Origin of the sequence: Fertoeibacter niger, assembly GCF_009380135.2 — a bacterium.
Classification (GTDB): Bacteria; Pseudomonadota; Alphaproteobacteria; order Rhodobacterales; family Rhodobacteraceae; genus Fertoeibacter; species Fertoeibacter niger.
Map to the genome: position 1 here is coordinate 355,937 of NZ_WHUT02000001.1, position 19,239 is coordinate 375,175.

Genomic DNA, 19,239 nt, shown 5'->3' on the forward strand with positions numbered 1-19,239 from the left:
TTTGTGCCGCCCGCTGTGCCGCACCATGCTAGGCTGCCCCAAACCCTGATGGAGACGACAATGCTGAAGGTTCTGGCCACCACCTGGCCCCTGCTGCTGGGGGTGATGCTGCTGATGGTCGGCAACGGCATGCAAAGCTCGCTGTTGGGTATTCGTGGCTCGATCGAGGGGTTTGGCACCTTCCAACTGTCCATCGTCATGTCATCCTATTTCGCTGGTTTTCTGGCCGGATCGCGCATCGCGCCCCGGATGATCCGCCGCGTGGGGCATGTGCGGGTGTTCGCCGCGCTGGGGTCGCTGATTTCTGCCGTGCTGGTCTGCTACCCCGTGCTGCCTGACTGGACTGCCTGGGCGCTGATGCGGGTGCTGATCGGGTTCTGTTTCGCGGGGGTCTATGTCACCGCCGAAAGCTGGCTGAACAACACCGCCACCAATGAAACGCGCGGGCAGGCGCTGTCGGCCTACATGATCGTGCAGATGATCGGCATCATATCGTCGCAGGCGTTGCTGAACGTGGCCGAACCGACCAGTTTCACCCTGTTCGTCATCCCTTCGGTGCTGGTGTCGCTGGCCTTCATGCCCTTACTGCTGGCCGCCACCCCCGCCCCGGTGTTCGAGGATACGACGCCGCTGTCATTCGGCCGGCTGATCCGCATCTCGCCCTTGGGCGTGGCGGGCATGCTGCTGACCGGGGGGATATTCGCGGCGATGTTCGGCATGGCCTCGGTCTGGGGCGCGATGAGCGGGCTGAGCGTGCAGAACATCTCGATCTTCATCGCGGCGATGTACGTGGGTGGGCTGATCCTGCAGTATCCCATCGGCTATGCGTCAGACCGGATGGACCGCCGCCACCTGATCTTTGGTCTTGCGGCGGCGGGGGCGCTGGTGATGCTGCCGCCCGCGCTGCTGGATCTGCCGTTTCTGGCGCTGATTGCGGTGGCGATGCTGCTGGGGGGCATCACCAACCCGCTGTATTCGCTGCTGATCGCCCATACCAACGACTTTCTGCGCAAGGAAGAGATGGCGGCGGCCTCTTCGGGCCTGCTGTTCATGAACGGGCTGGGGGCGATTGCCGGGCCGCTGGTCACGGGCTGGATCATGGGGCAGGTGGGGCCGGGCGGGTTTTTCCTGTTCATCGGCATGCTGTTCGGGGTGCTGGCCGTCTATGCCGCCTGGCGGATGACGCAGCGTTCGGCACCCTCTGTTGCCGATACCGGGGCCTTCGCCTCGCTGTCGCCTTCGGCGTCGTCGCTGGCGGTGGGGGCCATCGTGGCCGAAAAGGGGCTGGATATCGAGGCGGCAACCACCCGCCGCAAATAGCCGCCAGCGTTGCGGGCCGGTGAAAACCCTGTCAGGTTGCCCCAAGGGGCCACCGCCCCCGGGGGAATGCGACCATGGCCGACGATCCTGTTTCGGTGCTGGACTACTGGCTGGGCGACATCGGCCCCGAGGGCTGGTATGCCGGGGGCGACGATATGGATGACGCGATCCGCGACCGTTTCGCCGACCTGTGGCAGGCCGCGATGGAGGGAGGGCTGGACCATTGGGCCGAGGGCACGGTGGGCAGCCTGGCCTTTCTGATCCTGACCGACCAGTTTCCGCGCAACATGTTCCGCGGCGATGGCAAGGCCTTTGCCTCTGATCCGCTGGCCCGCGCGGTTGCGCACAAGGCCACGGTCGAGGGCTGGGATCTGGCCTGCCCCGAACCCGAACGACAGTTCTTCTACCTGCCCTTCGAGCATTCCGAAGACCCCGCCGATCAGGACCGCGCGGTAAACCTGATTGCCGAACGCATGCCCGAAAGCGGTGCCGAAACCCTGCGCCATGCCAAGGTGCATCAGATGGTCATCGCGCGCTTTGGCCGTTTTCCCTACCGCAACGCGGCGCTGGGGCGGCAGACCACGCCCGAGGAACAGGCGTTTCTGGACGCGGGCGGCTATGCCGAGGCGCTGCGCTGGCTGCCCGCCTAAGCCATGCGCGGGCTGCATGGGCCTGCGGCGCAGGCTTTGTTGCTCGGGCGCGCGGAATAGTTTAATGGCAAACTACTTTTTGTGAGGAGGAAAAGATGGCTGCCAAGAGCTTTGACATGATCGTGATCGGGGCTGGCCCCGGGGGCTATGTGGCCGCGATCCGTGGCGCACAACTGGGCCTGAACGTGGCGATCGTCGAACGCGAGCATCTGGGCGGCATCTGCCTGAACTGGGGTTGCATCCCGACGAAGGCGCTTCTGCGTTCCGCCGAAGTGTTCCACCTGATGCACCGCGCCAAGGAATTCGGTCTGTCGGCGACCGGCATTTCCTATGATCTGGATGCCGTGGTGGCCCGGTCGCGCGGCGTGGCGAAACAGCTGTCGGGCGGCATCGGCCATCTGATGAAAAAGAACAAGATCACCGTGTTCATGGGCGCGGCCACCATTCCCGCCAAGGGCAAGGTGACGGTGAAAACCGACAAGGGCAGCGAGGATCTGGAATCCAAGGCGATCATCCTGGCCACAGGTGCCCGCGCCCGCGAATTGCCGGGGCTGGAAGCCGATGGCGATCTGGTCTGGACCTACAAGCACGCCCTGCAACCCAAACGCATGCCAAAGCGGCTGCTGGTGATCGGGTCGGGCGCCATCGGCATCGAATTTGCGTCGTTCTTCAACACGCTGGGCGCGGATACCACTGTGGTCGAGGTGATGGACCGCGTGCTGCCGGTAGAGGATGCCGAAGTGTCGGCCTTCGCCCGCAAGGCCTTTGTCAAGCAGGGGATGAAAATCCTTGAAAAGACCACGGTGAAAAAGCTGGATCGTTCCCCGGGCAAGGTGGTGGCGCATCTGGAATCCAACGGCGCGACCACAACGCAGGAATTCGACACCGTGATTTCCGCCGTGGGCATCATCGGCAATGTCGAAGGTCTGGGGCTGGAGGCTTTGGGCGTGAAGATCGACCGCACGCATGTGGTGACGGATGAATATTGCCGCACGGGCGTTGAGGGGCTTTATGCCATCGGCGACATCGCCGGTGCGCCATGGCTTGCCCACAAGGCCAGCCATGAAGGCGTGATGGTGGCCGAACTGGTGGGCGGCGGGCATCCACACCCGATCAAGCCGAATTCGATTGCCGGTTGCACCTATTGCCACCCGCAGGTGGCATCGGTGGGTCTGACCGAAGCGAAAGCCAAGGAAGCCGGGTATGAGCTGAAGGTGGGCCGCTTCCCCTTCATCGGCAACGGCAAGGCCATTGCACTGGGCGAAGCCGAGGGTTTCATCAAGACCATTTTCGATGCGAAAACCGGCGAGATGCTGGGCGCGCATATGGTGGGTGCCGAAGTGACCGAGCTGATCCAGGGCTATGTTGTTGGCCGCCAGCTGGAAACCACCGAGCAGGATCTGATGAACACCGTGTTCCCGCACCCGACCCTGTCGGAAATGATGCATGAATCGGTGCTGGACGCCTACGGCCGCGCGCTGCACATGTAAGCCTGCGCCAGCAAGGCGGGGCCAAAGCGGCACCGCCTTGCATGTGCCAGCGCAACGGCCCAATTTTGCCGGATTGACCGCTGAACATCATGCGTCGCCTGCGGGTGGCGCATTGATTTTGGAACCCACCGGAAAGTCGCCACATGGTCAGCCTGAACCGCATCGTGATGCAGAAGAAATCCCGCGCGCTGATCCGCGCCCTGCATCCCGAACGGCTGGAGGTGGCCGAGATTTCCGGCAAATGGGGCCGCCAGTTCCCCTTCCGCAGCTATGAGCGGTTTCTTTACCCCACGCATGACATCTGCGCTGGCCCGGTCCTGGGCGCGGACGGTGCCCCGCGCCAGTTCGATCTGGTCATGGCCAATCAGGTCTGGGAACATCTTGACAGGCCCTATGCCGCCACCCGCCATGTGCTGCAGATGCTGCGGCCCGGCGGGCATTTCTGGGTGGCTGTGCCGTTCCACATCCCGTTTCACGCCGCCCCCACCGATTGTTCACGCTGGACAGCGCGCGGGCTGAAGAACCTCTTGATCGAGGCGGGCTTTGCCGAGGATGCCATCTCTGCCGACCAATGGGGCAACCGCGCCGCCGCCCTGCGCAATCTGGAGCCGGATTGGCCCCCCGAACATGCCCCCGAAACCGATGACCTGACCAATGACCCGGAGTTTCCGCTGGTCAGCTGGGCCATCGCGCGCAAGGGGTGATACCCTGCGGGGTGAAACCGCCCGCAGGCTCTGGCCCTTGCCGCTGGCTTGATCTAACCCTTGCGGCATGACTCGCGCGATCCCTCCGATGCTGCTGGTTCTGGTGCTGTGGTGTGCGGGCCTCGGCTCTGCCGCGCAATTTGCCAAGCTGGGGGTGGTGTTTGATCTGCTGGCCGCCGCCTATCCGGGGCAAAGTGCCGCCATGTTGGGGCTGGCGATTTCCATCGTGGGGTTCGTAGGGCTGATCTTCGGCACCACGGCGGGTCTGCTGGTGCAGCGGCTGGGGTATCGGCGGGTGCTGGTCGGGGCCTTGGCGGCGGGGGCGCTGCTGTCGGCGCTGCAAGCCATGCTGCCGCCGCTGCCGGTGCTTCTGGGCCTGCGGCTGGCTGAGGGGCTGTCGCATCTTGCCATTGTGGTGGCCGCGCCGGTGATGATCGCGCAGGTGGCCCCGCCGCGCCAGCAGGGGCTGGCGATGACGCTGTGGAGCAGCTTTTTCGCCGTCTGTTTCGCGCTGGTGGCCTGGGCCGGGCGGCCGCTGGCCGAGGCGCAGGGGTTGGGCGCGCTGCTGCTGGCACATGCGGGCTACATGGCGGTGTTTGCCGGGCTGCTGTCCTGGCTAATGCCGCGTGATGTGCCGCAAGCGCCGCAGCCCCTGTCTGTGGGCGGCCTGCTGCGCCAGCACGGGCATATCTATGCTTCGCCCCGCATCGCCGCCCCGGCGCTGGGTTTCTTTTGTTACACAGTTACTTATGTGGCGCTGCTTACCCTGTTGCCACCGCTGTTCGGTGCGCGGCAGGCGATGGTGGCGGCGGCCTTTCCGTTGGTCAGCATCGCGGTATCGCTGACGCTGGGCGTCTGGCTGCTGAAAAAACTGCCCGCTGTGACCATCGTGCAGGGCGGCTTTGCGCTGGCGGTGCTGGGGGCGGTGGTGCTGTGGCTGTTCTGGGCGGTGCCAGTGGTTGCCTTGGCCGGGGCCTTTGCCATTGCCGCCGCTTTGGGGCTGGTGCAGGGCGCGTCCTTTGCCGCCATTCCGCAATTGAACGCGGCGGCTGCCGACCGGGCGGGTGCCTCGGGTGCCGTGGCGCAACTGGGCAATCTGGGCACCACCACCGGCACGCCGCTGCTGGCCTTGCTGCTGGCCGGGCAGGGCATCGGTGGGCTGGCGCTGTTCGTTCTGTTGCCTTCCGCGCTGGGGATTGCCTTGCATCTTTGGCTTTCCGCCCGCCGCAGCACCTCGCCGTAAGGTTTTTTGCGCCGCATCGCAAAAGTTCACCAATTGTTCACGTTTAGCAGTTGGAGACTCAGCCCAAAGCCTCTATCTGTTGGCAGTTGACCACGATGGGGCGGGCCATGGCCGAGCAGAAGTTCATTTCGGTGCGCGGGGCGCGCGAACACAACCTCAAAGGCATCGACGTGGACATTCCGCGCGATCAGCTGGTGGTTATCACCGGTCTGTCGGGGTCGGGCAAGTCGTCACTGGCCTTTGACACGATCTATGCCGAGGGCCAGCGCCGTTATGTCGAAAGCCTGTCGGCCTATGCCCGGCAATTTCTTGACATGATGGGCAAGCCCGATGTCGATCACATCTCGGGCCTCAGCCCCGCGATTTCCATCGAACAGAAGACCACCTCGAAAAACCCGCGCTCCACCGTCGGCACGGTGACGGAAATCTACGATTACATGCGCCTGCTTTATGCCCGGGTCGGCACGCCCTATAGCCCCGCCACCGGCCTGCCGATCACCGCCATGCAGGTGCAGGACATGGTGGATGCCGTGATGGCGATGGAAGAGGGCACGCGCGCCTATCTGCTGGCCCCGATCATCCGCGACCGCAAGGGCGAATACAAAAAGGAATTTCTGGAACTGCGCAAGCAAGGCTTCCAGCGGGTCAAGGTGAACGGCGCGTTTCACGATCTGGAAGACGCGCCGACGCTGGACAAGAAATTCCGCCACAACATCGACGTGGTGGTTGACCGGATCGTGGTCAAGGATGGCATCCAGACCCGGCTGGCCGACAGTTTCCGCACCGCGCTGAACCTGGCCGATGGCATCGCGCTGATCGAAACCGCCCCGGCCGAGGGCGAGCCCGTGCGCACCACGTTCTCCGAAAAATTCGCCTGCCCGGTGTCGGGTTTCACCATCCCCGAAATCGAACCCCGGCTGTTTTCCTTCAACGCGCCCTTCGGGGCCTGCCCGGTCTGTGACGGGCTGGGGGTGGAACTGTTCTTTGACGAGCGGCTGGTGGTGCCCGATCAGGGCCTGACCCTGCTGCAAGGGGCCATCGCGCCCTGGGCCAAGTCGAAAAGCCCCTATTTCACCCAGACCATCGAGGCGTTGTCAAAGCACTATGACTTTGACAAGAAAAAGAAATGGAAAGACCTGCCAGAAGCGGTGCAGCAGGTTTTCCTTTATGGTTCGGGCGAGCAGGAGATCACCTTCCGCTATGACGAGGGCGGGCGGATCTATCAGGTATCCCGCGTGTTCGAGGGCGTGATCCCCAACATGGAACGCCGCTACCGCGAGACGGATTCGGCCTGGAGCCGCGAGGATATGGAGCGGTTCCAGAACAACCGCCCCTGTGGTTCCTGCCACGGTTTCCGCCTGAAACCCGAGGCGCTGGCGGTGAAGATCGGCGGGCTGCATGTCGGCAATGTGGTGCAGATGTCGATCCGCGAGGCGCATGCCTGGGTCGCCACCGTGCCCGATGCGCTGACGGCGCAGAAGAACGAGATCGCAAAGGCCATTCTGAAGGAAATCCGCGAACGCCTTGGATTCCTTGTGAATGTGGGGCTGGATTATCTGTCGCTTTCCCGTGCGGCGGGCACGCTTTCGGGCGGGGAAAGCCAGCGTATCCGGCTGGCCTCACAGATCGGGTCGGGGCTGACCGGCGTGCTTTATGTGCTGGATGAACCCAGCATCGGCCTGCACCAGCGCGACAATGACCGGCTCTTGACCACGCTGAAAAACCTGCGCGATCAGGGCAATTCGGTGCTGGTGGTGGAACATGACGAAGACGCGATCCGCGAGGCGGACTATGTGTTCGACATCGGGCCGGGGGCCGGGGTGCATGGCGGCCGCGTTGTGAGTCACGGCACGCCGGCCGAGATCATGGCCGATGCGGGCAGCGTGACGGGGCAGTATCTGTCGGGTGTGCGGTCGATCCCGATCCGGGCGGAGCGGCGCAAGGGCAACGGAAAAAAGGTAACGGTGGTAAAGGCTTCGGGCAACAACCTGCGCGATGTGACGGTGGATTTTCCGCTGGGCATGTTTGTCTGCGTGACCGGCGTGTCGGGCGGCGGCAAATCCACCCTGACCATCGAGACCCTGTTCAAGACCGCCGCCACCCGGCTGAACGGCGCGCGCGAAACGCCTGCGCCCTGCGAGACGATCCGGGGGTTCGAACATCTGGACAAGGTGATCGACATCGACCAGCGGGCCATCGGGCGCACGCCGCGTTCCAACCCGGCCACCTATACCGGGGCCTTTACGCCGATCCGCGACTGGTTCGCGGGACTGCCGGAATCGAAGGTGCGCGGCTATCAGCCCGGGCGGTTCAGTTTCAACGTCAAGGGCGGGCGCTGCGAGGCCTGTCAGGGCGACGGCGTGATCAAGATCGAGATGCACTTTCTGCCCGATGTCTATGTGACCTGCGAGACCTGCAAGGGCGCGCGCTATAACCGCGAGACTTTGGAAGTAAAGTTCAAGAACAAAAGCATAGCCGACGTTCTTGACATGACGGTTGAAGATGCGCAGGAGTTTTTCCAGGCGGTGCCCGGCATCCGCGAAAAGATGGACGCGCTGGTGCGGGTGGGCTTGGGCTATATCAAGGTGGGCCAGCAGGCGACCACGCTGTCAGGCGGCGAAGCGCAGCGGGTGAAGCTGTCGAAAGAGCTCAGCCGCCGCGCGACGGGGCGGACGCTGTATATTCTGGATGAGCCGACCACCGGGCTGCATTTCGAGGATGTGAAGAAGCTATTGGAAGTGCTGCATGAACTGGTCGATCAGGGCAATACGGTCGTGGTGATCGAGCATAACCTCGACGTGGTGAAAACCGCTGACTGGATCATCGACATCGGCCCCGAGGGCGGTGACGGCGGCGGGCAGGTGGTGGCGGTGGGCACGCCCGAAGATGTGGCCAAGGTGGAGGCCAGCCATACCGGGCGCTATCTGAAGGCCATGCTGAACCCGCGCCGTCTGGCGGCGGAATAGGCGGCGCAATAGGTCGGGGGTCCGGCCGCGGGGGGCATCGAGCCCCCGCTTGGCCGGGCTGCCGCAAGCAGCAGGCCGGTGCGCCGCGGATGGCCGCGGGCAGGGGCCTCCGGCGGGGATATTTAGGGGCAGAAAATTAGGGGCAGAAAATGCTGCGTGGGGCTTGGCTTAGTGCCCGATGTGGCGCTTTGTGAACCGTGGCAGCATGGCCGAGAAATCCATGCCTTTGCCGCCTTCCTCCTCGACAAACTGGCGGTAGAGTTCTGCGGCCAGGGCACCCATCGGGGTTTCGGCATGGCTGGCCGTTGCGGCCTGTTGTGCCAGCAGCAGGTCTTTCAGCATCAGTTCGGCGGCGAAACCCGGGCGATAGCCGTTGTCGGCGGGGCTGGCGGGGCCGATGCCGGGGGCAGGGCAATAGCTGGTGAGCGACCAGCTTTGCCCCGAGGAGGTGGAGGCCACATCGAACAGTTTCTGCCGGTCAAGGCCCAGCCGGTCGGCCAGGGCAAAAGCCTCACATGTGGCGATCATCGTGACGCCCAGGATCATGTTGTTGCAGATCTTTGCGGACTGGCCGGCACCGGACGGGCCGCAATGCACGGCTTTGGCCCCCATGATCGCGAAGAGGGGTTCAGCGGTGGCAAAGGCGCTGGCGGGACCGCCCACCATGAAGGTCAGCCTGCCTGCCGCAGCGCCCGCTGTGCCGCCCGATACCGGCGCATCAAGGGCTGCAATGCCCCGCGCTTCGGCCAGGGCGGCCACGGTGCGGGCGCTGTCGACATCGACGGTGGAGCAGTCGCAGAACACGGCATGGGCGGGCAGGGCGGGGATGATCTCGGCCGCCACCCTGCGCAGGATGTCCCCGTTGGGCAGCATGGTGATGGCCACATCGGCCCCGGCAACGGCAGCGGCGGCGCTGCTGGCGGCGGTCAGGCCAGCGGGGATGGTTGCCGTGTCATATCCGGTGACGTTGTGACCGGCGGCGGCAAGGTTCAGCGCCATGGGTGCGCCCATGTTGCCAAGGCCGATGAATGCGATGTTCATGCGATGTCTCCGGGGAAGGTCAGGGTGTCGGGGCCGAGGGGGGCCAGCATCCGCGCGATCTCGGCCTCGGGTGCCGGGCCGCTGTGGGCCCAGCGGGGGTTGCGGTCACGGTCGATGATGGCGGCGCGGATGCCTTCGAGAAAATCGCCCTGCGCCTGCGCGCGGTGGGTGAAGCGGTATTCCAGTTCCAGTGCCGCCCTCAAGGTGGGGGCCGGGCCAAGCAGGCGCTGAATGGCAATGGTGCAGGCCCCGGCGAGTGGAGAGATGCGGGCGATCTGGTGCAACGTGTCGGCGGCAAAGGGGCTGGCATCGGCGCGCAGGCTGTCGGTGATCGCGGCAAGGCTGGGGGCCGCAAAATGCCGGTCGATCAGGGGGCGCAGGGTGGCCAGCGGGGCTTCGGCTGCGAGATGGGGGGGAATGGTGATCGCGCCCGAGATCAGGCTTGCGGTCAGCGCGGGCCAATCGGCCTGCGGCACAAAGGCATCGGCGAACCCGGCATGAAGCGCGTCCCCCGGCCCCATCCGCGCACCCGTGACACCCAGATAGCTGCCCAGTTTCCCCGGCGCGCGGGCCAGCAGGGCAGAACTGCCCACATCGGGCACCAGACCGATACCGCATTCGGGCAGGGCAATCTGGCTGGTTTCACCCACGATGCGGTGGCTGGCGTGGCAGCCAAGGCCCACGCCGCCGCCCATGGTGAAACCCTGCATCAGCGCGACCACCGGCTTGGGATAGGCGGCAATGCGGGCGTTCATGCGGTATTCGTCGCGCCAGAAGGCCTGGCCATGGGCATGGTCGCCCGCGGTGCCGCGCGCATACAATTCGGCGATGTCGCCCCCGGCGCAGAAGGCCCTGTCGCCGATGGCGTCGATCACGATCAGGCGCACCTGCGCGTCATCCCGCCAGCCCTGCAACGCCGCGTCGATGGCCATGCACATCGGATAGCTGAGCGCGTTCAGCGCCTCGGGCCGGTTCAGCGTGATGCGTCCGGCATGGCCTTCGCGGCGGATCAGCACATCGCTCATGGCTGGGTCAGTGCGCGGGCGATGATCACGCGCATGATCTCGTTCGTGCCCTCCAGGATCTGATGCACCCGCAGGTCGCGCACGATCTTCTCGATGCCATAATCGGCCAGATAGCCATAGCCGCCAAAGAGTTGCAGGCAGTTGTTCGCAACCGTGAAAGCCGCGTCGGTGACATGCAGCTTGGCCATGGCGCAGAAATGCGTGGCATCGGGCGCGCCCTGATCCAGCTTCCACGCCGCCTGCCGCAAGAAGATGCGGGCGGCCTGCAAGGTCACCTCCATATCCGCCAGCCGGAATTGCAGCGCCTGAAACTGGTTGATCGCCTGCCCGAAAGCCTGCCGTTCGGCCATATAGGCGCGGGTCGCGTCAAAGGCCGCCTGCGCCCCGCCCAGGGCGCAGGCCGCGATGTTCAGCCGCCCGCCATCCAGCCCCGCCATGGCATAGGCAAAGCCGCGCCCTTCCTCGCCCAGCAAAGCGCCCGCGCAGCCATCCATCTGCAACTGGCGGGTCGGCTGTGCGCGCCAGCCCATCTTGTCCTCCAGCCCGCCAAAGCTGAGGCCCGCGGTGCAATCCTTCACCACAAAGGCCGAAATTCCCTTGGGGCCGGGGCCACCGCTGCGGGCCATGACGACATAGCCATCGGAATAGCCACCGCCCGAGATGAAGGCCTTGGTGCCGGTCAACACATGGCCATCGCCCGCAGGCTCCGCGCGGCTGCGCAAGGCGGCCGCATCAGACCCGGAACCGGGTTCGGTCAGCGCATAGGAAAACACCGTTTCCATCCGGCAAAGCCCGGGCAGAAGCTGGGCCTGCATGGCGGGGGTGGCAAACCTGTCGATCATGCCGCCGCACATGTTGTGGATCGACAGGAACGCCGCAACCGAAGGGCAAGCCATGGCCAGCGCCTCGAACACCAGCGTTCCGTCCAGCCTGGTCAGCTCCGATCCGCCATGCTCCCCGGCCACATAAAGCCCACCCAGGCCCAGTTCCGCCAGTTTCGGCCACAGGGCGCGGGGGATGGTGCCGTCACGCTCCCACAGGCGGGCATGCGGGGCGATTTCAGCCTGCCCGACCGCATGGGCCATGGCAAAGATCGCCTGCTGTTCCTCGCTCAGCGCAAAATCCATGTCCCCACCCTTTCTTGCTGGCCCAAATATCCCCGCCGGAGGCCTGCAACCGTTCAAGCCGCAGGCCATCCGCTGGGCGGGTGCCAAAAATTTTGCTGCAAAATTTTTAGCCCCGCCCGGCCGTGTCAGTCCATCGCCTTGAAGTTGAAGGCCGAACCTTCCTTGATGCCGGAAGGCCAGCGCGCGGTGATGGTCTTGGTGCGGGTGTAGAAGCGGAAGGCATCCGGCCCGTGCTGGTTCAGATCGCCAAAGCCCGATTTCTTCCAGCCCCCGAAGGTGTGATAGGCCAGCGGCACCGGGATGGGCACGTTGATGCCGATCATCCCGATATTCACCCGGTTGGCAAAATCGCGTGCCGTGTCGCCGTCGCGGGTAAAGATCGCGGTGCCATTGCCGTATTCATGGTCCATCGCGTAACCCAACGCCTCCTCATAGGTCTTGGCGCGCACCGTGGACAGGACCGGGCCGAAAATCTCCTTGCGGTAGATGTCCATGTCGGTGGTCACATGGTCAAACAGATGCGGGCCAACGAAATAGCCGTTCTCATAGCCTTGCAGGTTGAAGTTGCGGCCGTCGACCACCAGTTTCGCGCCCTGATCGACGCCGGATTGCACCAGTTTCAGGATGTTGGCCTTGGCGGCGGCGGTGACGACCGGGCCGTAATCCACATCATTGCCAGCGGTATAGGGGCCGACCTTCAGTTTCTCGATGCGCGGGATCAGCCGCTCGATCAGCGCATCGGCGGTCTTGTCACCCACCGGCACGGCCACCGAAATCGCCATGCAACGCTCGCCCGCAGCCCCGTAACCCGCACCCACCAGCGCATCGGCGGCCAGATCCAGATCGGCATCCGGCATGATGATCATGTGGTTCTTGGCACCGCCAAAGCACTGCACGCGCTTGCCGTTGGAACAGCCGCGGCCATAGATGTATTCGGCGATCGGGGTGGAGCCGACAAAGCCCACGGCGGCGATGGTCGGGTTGTCCAGAATCGCATCGACCGATTCCTTGTCGCCGTTGATGACCTGCAGCACGCCATCGGGAAGGCCCGCCTCCTTGCACAGTTCCGCCAGCATCAGCGGCACCGAGGGGTCACGTTCCGAAGGTTTCAGGATGAAAGCGTTGCCGCAGGCCAGCGCCGGGCCCATTTTCCACAACGGGATCATGGCGGGAAAGTTGAACGGCGTGATTCCGGCAGCGACGCCAACGGGTTGGCGCATCGAATACATGTCGATGCCTGGCCCGGCGGCGTCGGTGAATTCGCCCTTCAGCATCTGCGGCGCGCCGATGCAGAATTCGATCACCTCAAGCCCGCGCTGGATGTCGCCCTTGGCATCGGGGATGGTCTTGCCATGTTCGCGGGACAAAGCCTCGGCCAGCTTGTCCATGTCGCGGTTGATCAGGCCCACCAGCGCCATCATCACGCGGCCGCGCTTTTGCGGGTTTGTGGCGCCCCATTTCGGCTGGGCCTTGGCGGCATCGGCCACGGCGGCGTCAAGCTCGGCCTTGGAGGCCAGCGGCACGCGGGCCTGCACCTCGCCCGTGGCGGGGTTGAACACATCGGCGAAGCGGCCCGACGTGCCCTTCACATGTTTGCCGTTGATCCAGTGGGTGAGTTCTTGCATCGCGGTCTCCCTTGTTGCGCGCAGGATAGCCTTGCAAAATCGCTGGGCAAAGCGGCAATATGCCAAAAGCATTTTGCACATTTGAAGGTATTGCATGGATTGGGACGATTTGCGGGTATTTCTGTCGGTGGCGCGGGCGGAAAGCCTGTCGGGCGCGGGCAAGCTGCTGCGGCTGGATCCGGCCACGGTGGGGCGGCGCGTGGCGCGGCTGGAAGAGGTGCTGGCGGCGCGGCTGTTTGCCAAATCGCCGCAGGGCTATGCGCTGACGGACGAGGGCGCGCGGGTGCTGGCCCATGCCGAACGCGCCGAGGCGGCGCTGGCCGCCGTGGCCGATGTGCAGGGCGACCGCGGGCTGACCGGCCAGATCCGCATCGGCGCACCGGATGGCTGCGCGAATTATCTGCTGCCGCAGGTGCTGGCCGCGATCTGCGACGCCAATCCGGGGCTGGAGGTGCAGATCGTGGCCTTGCCCCGCGTGTTCAACCTGTCAAAGCGCGAGGCGGATATGGCCATCGCCGTCAGCCGGCCGGAAGCTGGCCGCCTGACGGTGCAGAAACTGACCGATTACCGCCTGCATCTGGCCGCCAGCCGCGATTACATCGCCACGCATCCAGCCCTGGCCAGCCCTGCCGACCTGCAAGCGCACCGGATGGTGGGCTATATCGCCGACATGATCTTTGACAAGGAACTGGATTATCTGGCCGCCATCGGCGCAGGGCCGGTGCCGCTGGCGTCAAACTCTGTATCGGTGCAGCTGAACTGGTTGCGCCACGGCGCGGGGGTGGGCGTGGTGCATGATTTCGCCATGCCAAGCGCGCCCGAACTGGTCAAGCTGATCCCGGAACAGATCAGCCTGACCCGCGCCTTCTGGCTGATCCGCCATGCCGATGACGGCCGGGTGGAGCGGCTGAACCGCTTTGCCGACCTGCTGGCGCAGGGCATGCGCCGCGAGGTCTTGCGTCTGGAAAGCATGACTTGACATAATGTTGCGCCGGGGCGAGGCTTTACGAAAGAAACGGGAGGTTGCCATGCTTGTCTCACAGATCCTGAAATCGAAATCCGATGACGGGGTGGTCACGGTGCCGCCGGGCACTTCGGTGGCGGCCGCGGCAGAGGTGCTGTCGTCGCGGCGCATCGGGGCCATCATCGTTTCGAGCGATGGCAAGCATGTGGCGGGCATTCTGTCGGAACGCGATGTGGTGCGCGAACTGGGGCGGCGCGGCCCGGCCTGTCTGGCCGATCCGGTCGATGCGATCATGACGGCGAAAATCATCGGCTGCACCCGCAGCGATTCCGCCATGGATGTGATGCAGAAGATGACTGATGGCCGTTTCCGCCACATGCCGGTGATGGAGGGTGATGAAATGGTGGGCCTGATCTCCATCGGTGACGTGGTGAAGGCCCGGCTTTCCGAGCTGGCGATGGAAAAGGATGCGCTGGAAGGCATGATCAAGGGGTTCTGACAGGGCACCCTGCCGCCGATTGAGGCTTGCATCCGCGCGCGCAATATTGTTGCGTGCCATTGGCGGCAACTGGGGGGCATCCATGCGCATCGGTCTTTATCCCGGCACCTTCGATCCGGTCACGCTGGGGCATGTGGATATCATCCAGCGCGCCATGGCGCTGGTGGACCGGCTGGTGATCGGCGTGGCGATCAACCGCGACAAGAGCCCGCTGTTCTCGCTGGAGGAACGGGTGGCCATGGTGGAAACCGAATGTTCGGCCATCGCCGCGCGCTGCGGTGGCGAGATCGTGGTGCATCCGTTTGAAAACCTGCTGATCGATTGCGCCCGCGATGTGGGGGCGGGCATCATCATCCGCGGTCTGCGCGCGGTGGCGGATTTCGAATATGAATTCCAGATGGTCGGCATGAACCGCGCGCTGGATGCCAGCATCGAGACGGTGTTTCTGATGGCCGATGCGCGGAGACAGGCCATCGCCTCGAAACTCGTGAAGGAAATCGCCCGTCTGGGCGGGGATGTTTCAAAGTTTGTCACACTTCCCGTCGAGGCGGCCTTGAACAAGCGTTTCGGACTGCGTTAACTCGCGGCGGGCAAAACGGCCCGGACGGGGATCGAATTGCTATACCGCCTGAGTTCATGGGCACTTGATGCGCGGGTGGCCCCCGCACGCTGGACAGTTGCTGTCGCCGGTTTTGCGAGTGCCTTCGGGCTGCGCTTTGCGCTGGACGGTGATCTGCCGCCGGGCTTTCCCTATCTGACCTTCTTTCCGGCGGTGATCCTGACCACATTCTTTGCCGGGCTTTGGCCGGGCATCGCCGTGGCCTCGGCATCGGGGCTGGCGGCGTGGTATTTCTTCATCCCGCCGTTCTACAGCTTTGGCCTGACGGGCGATACGGTGCTGGCGCTGGGGTTCTATGGCGTGATTGCGGCCACCGACATTGCCCTGATCCATCTGATGCATATCGCCCTGCGCGACCTGAGCGCGGAACGCCGGGTGTCGGCGGATCTGGCGGAACAGCGCAAGCTGATGTTCCACGAATTGCAGCACCGGGTGTCGAACAATCTGGCCACGGTGGCGGGGCTGTTGAAACTGCAACGCCGCAGCATCGCGGACGAGACGGCGCGGCATGCGCTGGAGCAGGCCGTGGGGCGGATAAATCTGGTGTCGAAGATGCAGCGCATGCTGCATGATCCGGCGGCGCAACAGATTGATTTTGGACGGTTTCTGGCCGAGATGGCGCAAAGCATGGTCGAGGCCACGGGCTCGACCGAGCGTATCGCCTTGCAGATCGCGGTCAAGCCGGTGCTGGTCGTGTCGGATCAGGCGATACCTTTGGGCCTGATTGCGACTGAGCTTGTGTCGAACGCGCTGGAGCATGGCTTTGGCGAACACGCGCCCGGCACGCTGTCGGTCACATTCGGGCGCGAAGGCGAAACGGCGCGGCTGGAGATCAGCGATACCGGCGCCGGTCTGCCGCCGGGGTTTGATCTGGCGACCACCAGCAGCCTGGGCATCAGCATCGCGCGGCAATTCGCACAGCAACTGGACGCCAGCCTTACGCTGGAAAACCGCCCCGGCGGCGGGGCAGTTTCGGTGCTCGTCTTCCCCGTGGCGGGGGCGGCGGGCTGAGATCAGCCCCAGATCGCGCGTTTCGCCACGGCGCGCGTATCGTGAATATCCAGATCCAGCCGCGCATCCAGCGGCAGGCGGTCAAGCTCGTTCCGCGTGCGGATATAGCGAACCCGGTTGCGGGCGGCGTTCAGCAGGGTGTCAAGCAGAGTGTTCATTTTGGTTCCTTTCGGAAAGCGTGGTCGTTCAGCCTCCCTGTCGCCAATATGCGCCTTCTGGTGGCGCTAACAATGCCCGATGCTGCTGTGCAGCATTGCGTGAAATGCATGGCTTGATCGCATGAAAAAAGGGCATCCATGGGATGCCCTTTTGATAACATTCGGTAATTGGCATGTCAGATCAGCTTGCCCATTGCCACGGCGGTATCAGCCATGCGGTTGGAAAAGCCCCATTCATTGTCATACCAGGACAGGATGCGCACCATGTTGCCATCCAGCACCTTGGTCTGGTCCATGTGGAAGATCGACGAATGCGGATCGTGGTTGAAGTCGATGCTGACATTCGGCTGGTCGGTATAGCCCAAGATGCCCTTCAGGCGCCCGTCAGCCGCCGCGCGGATCGCGTCATTGATTTCGGCCACCGTGGTGGGACGGCTGGCCTCGAACACCAGATCAACCACCGACACGTTCGGCGTGGGCACGCGGATCGCCACACCGTCCAGCTTGCCCTTCAGGTCGGGCAGCACCAGACCCACGGCCTTGGCCGCCCCGGTGGAGGTGGGGATCATGCTGAGCGCGGCAGCGCGGGCGCGATACAGATCCTTGTGCATCGTGTCCAGTGTGGGCTGGTCGCCGGTATAGCTGTGGATCGTTGTCATGAAACCCTTGGTGATGCCCACGGCGGCATGCAGCACCTGCGCAACCGGCGACAGGCAGTTGGTGGTGCAGGAGGCGTTCGACACCACGATGTCGGCGGAGGTCAGCGTGTCATGGTTCACGCCAAAAACGATGGTCTTGTCGGCATTGTCGCCGGGGGCCGAGATCAGCACGCGTTTCGCACCGGTGGAAAGATGCGGCTGCACCTTTTCCTTCGAGGTGAAGATGCCGGTGCATTCCATCACGATGTCGATGTCGCCCCAGGGCAATTCAGCCGGGTTGCGGATCGCCGTCACCTTGATCGGGCCACGGCCCACGTCGATCGTGTCGGCGGTGGTGGTCACGGTCGCGGGGAAACGGCCATGCACCGAATCAAAGCGCAGCAGATGGGCGTTGGTTTCCACCGGGCCCAGATCGTTGATCGCCACCACCTCGATATCGGTGCGGCCCGATTCGATGATGCCGCGCAGCACGTTGCGCCCGATACGGCCGAAACCGTTGATTGCCACTTTGACGGTCATTGCAAAACTCCTTGTCTGCCTGCGGATCGGCGAATCCGGCGCGATGTTAGCGCCAACATCCCCGGTATGCCAAAAATTTCAACCCAAGACTGCCCGGTTCACCGCCAGAAAGCCAGATATTCGACCAGTTCCGCCAGCTTGCGCATCAGGAACAGCGTGGCCCCGGTGTCCAGCAGCGCCAGATCCAGCACGACGGCCAAGGCGATCAGCGCCGCGAGGATGAAGGCGATACGGTCTGTCATGCGGCCCCATTCTGTCTGTGCGTCGTCCGGGGCGGGCTGGCCGCTTCCCATCTGGCGCCGACGATAGACCAGCGCCGCGCGCGCGCAAGGCCGCTTGGCGCTGTGACACTGGCATGTCGTTTGGTCCTGCCGGTTGGCCCGTCATTCACACATCCTTTGCGCCTTGCGCCGCATTTGTTCCGCGATAGCGCGCTTCTGGGCTGCAGAAAAGCATAAAGTGATATGTTTTCATGGTGTTAGCGCAAACTGCTGCGCAGCAGCATGGCGGGGGTTTGCGGCTGGGCCCGCATCGGCTAGCCTTGCCGCGAAATGCGGCCTGCGCCGCAGCCGGGACGAGGGCACGGAATGAGCGGATTGTTGGCACTGCTGGATGATGTGGCGGCGATTGCCAAGGTTGCGGCAGCCTCGGTCGATGATGTGATCGGGCAGGCGGCCAAGGCGGGGGCCAAGGCGGCGGGCGTGGTGATTGACGATGCCGCCGTGACGCCGCGCTATGTGGTGGGCTTTGCACCCGCGCGCGAGCTGCCGATCATCTGGCGCATCGCCAAGGGATCATTGAAGAACAAGCTGGTGATCCTGCTGCCCGCGGCGCTGCTGCTGGCCAATCTGCTGCCTTCCGCGATAACGCCGCTGCTGATGGTCGGCGGGGCCTATCTGTGCTTCGAGGGCGCGGAAAAGCTGTGGCACATGCTGGTGCCGCATGACGATCACGCGCCCGCCGAGGTGGCAGGCGACCCGTTGCATCTGGAAGAGGAAAAGGTGGCGGGTGCCATCAAGACCGATTTCATCCTGTCTGCGGAAATCATGACCATCGCGCTGGCCGCCATCCCCGAAAGCGGAATCGTGACCGAGGCGATCACCCTGGCCGTCGTGGGGGCGGGCATCACGTTGTTCGTCTATGGCGGCGTGGCGCTGATCGTGAAGGCTGATGATGTGGGGCTGCATCTGGCCAATACCAGCCGGGTGGGTGCCTTGCGCGCCTTTGGCCGGGGTCTGGTGCAGGCGATGCCGGGCTTCATGGCGCTGTTGTCGGCGGTGGGCACGGCGGCAATGCTGTGGGTGGGCGGCCAGATCGTGATTCACGGGCTGGAACAGCTGGGCTATGGCGGGCTTTACCACGCGATCCACGATCTTGCCGTGGCGGCGGCGGCGCTGCTGCCGCAGGCGGCGGGCGCGGTGGAATGGATTGTGACGGCGGCGGCAGACGGGTTGTTCGGGCTGGCGCTGGGGCTGCTGTTGATCCCGGTGGCAACAAAGCTGATCGCGCCGCTGTGGGGCCGGATCACCGGCAAGAGTGCCGCCGCGCATTGAGCGGCATTGACGGTGCAGAGCACCTCATCAAGCCGTCAGGCTTGATGAGCGGCCATTGGGCAGGAT

At 64.3% G+C, this 19,239-nt stretch carries 18 protein-coding genes; 11 read left to right on the top strand and 7 right to left on the bottom strand.

The features are described from left to right. Positions 1 to 60: 60 nt before the first annotated feature. The 6 genes from GEU84_RS01750 to uvrA all read left to right on the top strand — a co-directional run bounded on the left by GEU84_RS01750 (position 61) and on the right by uvrA (position 8,373). Positions 61 to 1,320 carry an MFS transporter gene (locus GEU84_RS01750; RefSeq protein ID WP_152824085.1) on the top strand — a complete coding sequence of 420 codons (1,260 nt, stop codon included), beginning with the start codon at positions 61 to 63 and terminating at the stop codon, positions 1,318 to 1,320. 74 nt (positions 1,321 to 1,394) lie between these two features. Continuing rightward, positions 1,395 to 1,970: a DUF924 family protein gene (locus GEU84_RS01755; RefSeq protein WP_152823771.1), complete on the top strand. Its 576-nt coding sequence runs from the start codon at positions 1,395 to 1,397 to the stop codon at positions 1,968 to 1,970. Between the two features lie 95 nt (positions 1,971 to 2,065). Next, positions 2,066 to 3,460, top strand: coding sequence for a dihydrolipoyl dehydrogenase (gene lpdA, locus GEU84_RS01760; RefSeq protein WP_152823772.1), 1,395 nt, complete (start codon positions 2,066 to 2,068; stop codon positions 3,458 to 3,460). A 143-nt stretch (positions 3,461 to 3,603) separates the two neighbouring features. Continuing rightward, entirely contained in the window at positions 3,604 to 4,164 is a 561-nt protein-coding gene (locus tag GEU84_RS01765) for a class I SAM-dependent methyltransferase (RefSeq protein ID WP_152823773.1), read from the top strand. Between the two features lie 67 nt (positions 4,165 to 4,231). Next, positions 4,232 to 5,407, top strand: a complete 1,176-nt coding sequence (locus tag GEU84_RS01770; protein WP_152823774.1) for an MFS transporter — start codon at positions 4,232 to 4,234, stop codon at positions 5,405 to 5,407. A gap of 107 nt (positions 5,408 to 5,514) precedes the next feature. Then, complete coding sequence (gene uvrA / locus GEU84_RS01775) at positions 5,515 to 8,373, top strand: excinuclease ABC subunit UvrA (RefSeq protein WP_152823775.1); 2,859 nt, start codon at positions 5,515 to 5,517, stop codon at positions 8,371 to 8,373. A gap of 168 nt (positions 8,374 to 8,541) precedes the next feature. Here the strand turns inward: uvrA and mmsB are convergent, their stop codons facing one another. The 4 genes from mmsB to GEU84_RS01795 form a co-directional block, all read right to left on the bottom strand. Continuing rightward, entirely contained in the window at positions 8,542 to 9,414 is an 873-nt protein-coding gene (gene mmsB, locus GEU84_RS01780) for a 3-hydroxyisobutyrate dehydrogenase (protein ID WP_152823776.1), read from the bottom strand. Then, positions 9,411 to 10,439 carry an enoyl-CoA hydratase/isomerase family protein gene (locus tag GEU84_RS01785; RefSeq protein ID WP_152823777.1) on the bottom strand — a complete coding sequence of 343 codons (1,029 nt, stop codon included), beginning with the start codon at positions 10,437 to 10,439 and terminating at the stop codon, positions 9,411 to 9,413. Before GEU84_RS01785 ends, mmsB begins: the two co-directional genes overlap by 4 nt. Further along, entirely contained in the window at positions 10,436 to 11,566 is a 1,131-nt protein-coding gene (locus GEU84_RS01790) for an acyl-CoA dehydrogenase family protein (RefSeq protein WP_152823778.1), read from the bottom strand. The genes GEU84_RS01785 and GEU84_RS01790 overlap by 4 nt, the downstream gene beginning before the upstream one ends. A gap of 125 nt (positions 11,567 to 11,691) precedes the next feature. After that, positions 11,692 to 13,191 (bottom strand): CoA-acylating methylmalonate-semialdehyde dehydrogenase, encoded by a 1,500-nt coding sequence (locus GEU84_RS01795; protein WP_152823779.1) that lies wholly within the window; start codon positions 13,189 to 13,191, stop codon positions 11,692 to 11,694. 94 nt (positions 13,192 to 13,285) lie between these two features. Here GEU84_RS01795 and GEU84_RS01800 point away from each other — a divergent pair, with 94 nt between their 5' ends. From GEU84_RS01800 to GEU84_RS01815, 4 genes are all read left to right on the top strand, one after another. After that, entirely contained in the window at positions 13,286 to 14,170 is an 885-nt protein-coding gene (locus GEU84_RS01800) for a LysR family transcriptional regulator (RefSeq protein ID WP_152823780.1), read from the top strand. A 49-nt stretch (positions 14,171 to 14,219) separates the two neighbouring features. Beyond that, the gene (locus GEU84_RS01805; RefSeq protein WP_152823781.1) at positions 14,220 to 14,654 is read left to right on the top strand and encodes a CBS domain-containing protein; all 435 of its coding nucleotides are present in this window, start codon (positions 14,220 to 14,222) and stop codon (positions 14,652 to 14,654) included. A gap of 82 nt (positions 14,655 to 14,736) precedes the next feature. Then, on the top strand, positions 14,737 to 15,234 hold the full coding sequence (coaD, locus tag GEU84_RS01810) for a pantetheine-phosphate adenylyltransferase (protein WP_152823782.1): 498 nt from the start codon (positions 14,737 to 14,739) through the stop codon (positions 15,232 to 15,234). A 36-nt stretch (positions 15,235 to 15,270) separates the two neighbouring features. Further along, on the top strand, positions 15,271 to 16,284 hold the full coding sequence (locus GEU84_RS01815) for a sensor histidine kinase (RefSeq protein WP_152823783.1): 1,014 nt from the start codon (positions 15,271 to 15,273) through the stop codon (positions 16,282 to 16,284). A gap of 2 nt (positions 16,285 to 16,286) precedes the next feature. On the opposite strand, the gene GEU84_RS01820 is transcribed toward GEU84_RS01815, so the two are convergent. The 3 genes from GEU84_RS01820 to GEU84_RS01830 form a co-directional block, all read right to left on the bottom strand. Further along, positions 16,287 to 16,442 (bottom strand): hypothetical protein, encoded by a 156-nt coding sequence (locus GEU84_RS01820; protein ID WP_174539260.1) that lies wholly within the window; start codon positions 16,440 to 16,442, stop codon positions 16,287 to 16,289. A gap of 176 nt (positions 16,443 to 16,618) precedes the next feature. After that, entirely contained in the window at positions 16,619 to 17,620 is a 1,002-nt protein-coding gene (gene gap, locus GEU84_RS01825) for a type I glyceraldehyde-3-phosphate dehydrogenase (RefSeq protein ID WP_152823784.1), read from the bottom strand. Positions 17,621 to 17,718: 98 nt separating this feature from the next. Then, positions 17,719 to 17,862, bottom strand: coding sequence for a hypothetical protein (locus GEU84_RS01830; protein ID WP_174539261.1), 144 nt, complete (start codon positions 17,860 to 17,862; stop codon positions 17,719 to 17,721). A gap of 345 nt (positions 17,863 to 18,207) precedes the next feature. Here GEU84_RS01830 and GEU84_RS01835 point away from each other — a divergent pair, with 345 nt between their 5' ends. Next, positions 18,208 to 19,173, top strand: coding sequence for a DUF808 domain-containing protein (locus GEU84_RS01835; protein WP_152823785.1), 966 nt, complete (start codon positions 18,208 to 18,210; stop codon positions 19,171 to 19,173). Positions 19,174 to 19,239: the final 66 nt, after the last annotated feature.

Excerpts from the sequence above, each read along its gene's own strand:
- GEU84_RS01750 (WP_152824085.1), top strand. The coding sequence starts at position 61 with ATGCTGAAGGTTCTGGCCACCACCTGGCCCCTGCTGCTGGGGGTGATG.
- GEU84_RS01755 (WP_152823771.1), top strand. The coding sequence starts at position 1,395 with ATGGCCGACGATCCTGTTTCGGTGCTGGACTACTGGCTGGGCGACATC.
- lpdA (WP_152823772.1), top strand. The coding sequence starts at position 2,066 with ATGGCTGCCAAGAGCTTTGACATGATCGTGATCGGGGCTGGCCCCGGG.
- GEU84_RS01765 (WP_152823773.1), top strand. The coding sequence starts at position 3,604 with ATGGTCAGCCTGAACCGCATCGTGATGCAGAAGAAATCCCGCGCGCTG.
- GEU84_RS01770 (WP_152823774.1), top strand. The coding sequence starts at position 4,232 with ATGACTCGCGCGATCCCTCCGATGCTGCTGGTTCTGGTGCTGTGGTGT.
- uvrA (WP_152823775.1), top strand. The coding sequence starts at position 5,515 with ATGGCCGAGCAGAAGTTCATTTCGGTGCGCGGGGCGCGCGAACACAAC.
- mmsB (WP_152823776.1), bottom strand. The coding sequence starts at position 9,414 with ATGAACATCGCATTCATCGGCCTTGGCAACATGGGCGCACCCATGGCG.
- GEU84_RS01785 (WP_152823777.1), bottom strand. The coding sequence starts at position 10,439 with ATGAGCGATGTGCTGATCCGCCGCGAAGGCCATGCCGGACGCATCACG.
- GEU84_RS01790 (WP_152823778.1), bottom strand. The coding sequence starts at position 11,566 with ATGGATTTTGCGCTGAGCGAGGAACAGCAGGCGATCTTTGCCATGGCC.
- GEU84_RS01795 (WP_152823779.1), bottom strand. The coding sequence starts at position 13,191 with ATGCAAGAACTCACCCACTGGATCAACGGCAAACATGTGAAGGGCACG.
- GEU84_RS01800 (WP_152823780.1), top strand. The coding sequence starts at position 13,286 with ATGGATTGGGACGATTTGCGGGTATTTCTGTCGGTGGCGCGGGCGGAA.
- GEU84_RS01805 (WP_152823781.1), top strand. The coding sequence starts at position 14,220 with ATGCTTGTCTCACAGATCCTGAAATCGAAATCCGATGACGGGGTGGTC.
- coaD (WP_152823782.1), top strand. The coding sequence starts at position 14,737 with ATGCGCATCGGTCTTTATCCCGGCACCTTCGATCCGGTCACGCTGGGG.
- GEU84_RS01820 (WP_174539260.1), bottom strand. The coding sequence starts at position 16,442 with ATGAACACTCTGCTTGACACCCTGCTGAACGCCGCCCGCAACCGGGTT.
- gap (WP_152823784.1), bottom strand. The coding sequence starts at position 17,620 with ATGACCGTCAAAGTGGCAATCAACGGTTTCGGCCGTATCGGGCGCAAC.
- GEU84_RS01830 (WP_174539261.1), bottom strand. The coding sequence starts at position 17,862 with ATGACAGACCGTATCGCCTTCATCCTCGCGGCGCTGATCGCCTTGGCC.
- GEU84_RS01835 (WP_152823785.1), top strand. The coding sequence starts at position 18,208 with ATGAGCGGATTGTTGGCACTGCTGGATGATGTGGCGGCGATTGCCAAG.